The organism is Geoanaerobacter pelophilus, assembly GCF_018476885.1.
Classification (GTDB): domain Bacteria; phylum Desulfobacterota; class Desulfuromonadia; order Geobacterales; family DSM-12255; genus Geoanaerobacter; species Geoanaerobacter pelophilus.
Genome location: NZ_JAHCVJ010000036.1, coordinates 1 through 421, shown reverse-complemented (window position 1 = coordinate 421; position 421 = coordinate 1). Strand labels below are relative to the sequence as shown.

Here is a 421-nt window from a genome sequence, read left to right as displayed (position 1 = left end):
TTTTTGGCGGTGGCCGATCGATTGAGGGTTCTGGTATTGCGTTGGGATTAAACCAAGGAAGTGTTACGGCCAAAAATTACACCAAAATGAAAGAGGATGGTGGCTGGTTCAGTAATGACAAAACTTGGACTAATTTCACGTCAAATTCAGATGCTCAAGCCGCTGTTCAGAGCGCTGTTGATAGTATCAAAAGCACTATAAACAGGTCCGTTGTTGCAATGAGCACTTCCATTGATATGTCACTGGTAAAGATTGCAGAAACACAGATATCAACTGCCGGAAGAAAAGCTGAAGACATTAATAAAGACCTTGAAGCTTGGTTAGTAAGTGCTGCCAATGAAATGGCAAAGAATGTGACTGGGCTGCGCGAATTCGCTTTCTATGGCGAGAACGCTTTTGATGCTCTTGTCCGGCTGTCTAC

Annotated in this window: 1 protein-coding gene; it reads left to right on the top strand. The window is 43.7% G+C overall.

Annotated elements, in window-relative coordinates:
* The coding region (locus KI809_RS20395; RefSeq protein WP_214173440.1) for a hypothetical protein at positions 1-421 on the top strand (421 nt) is incomplete at both ends.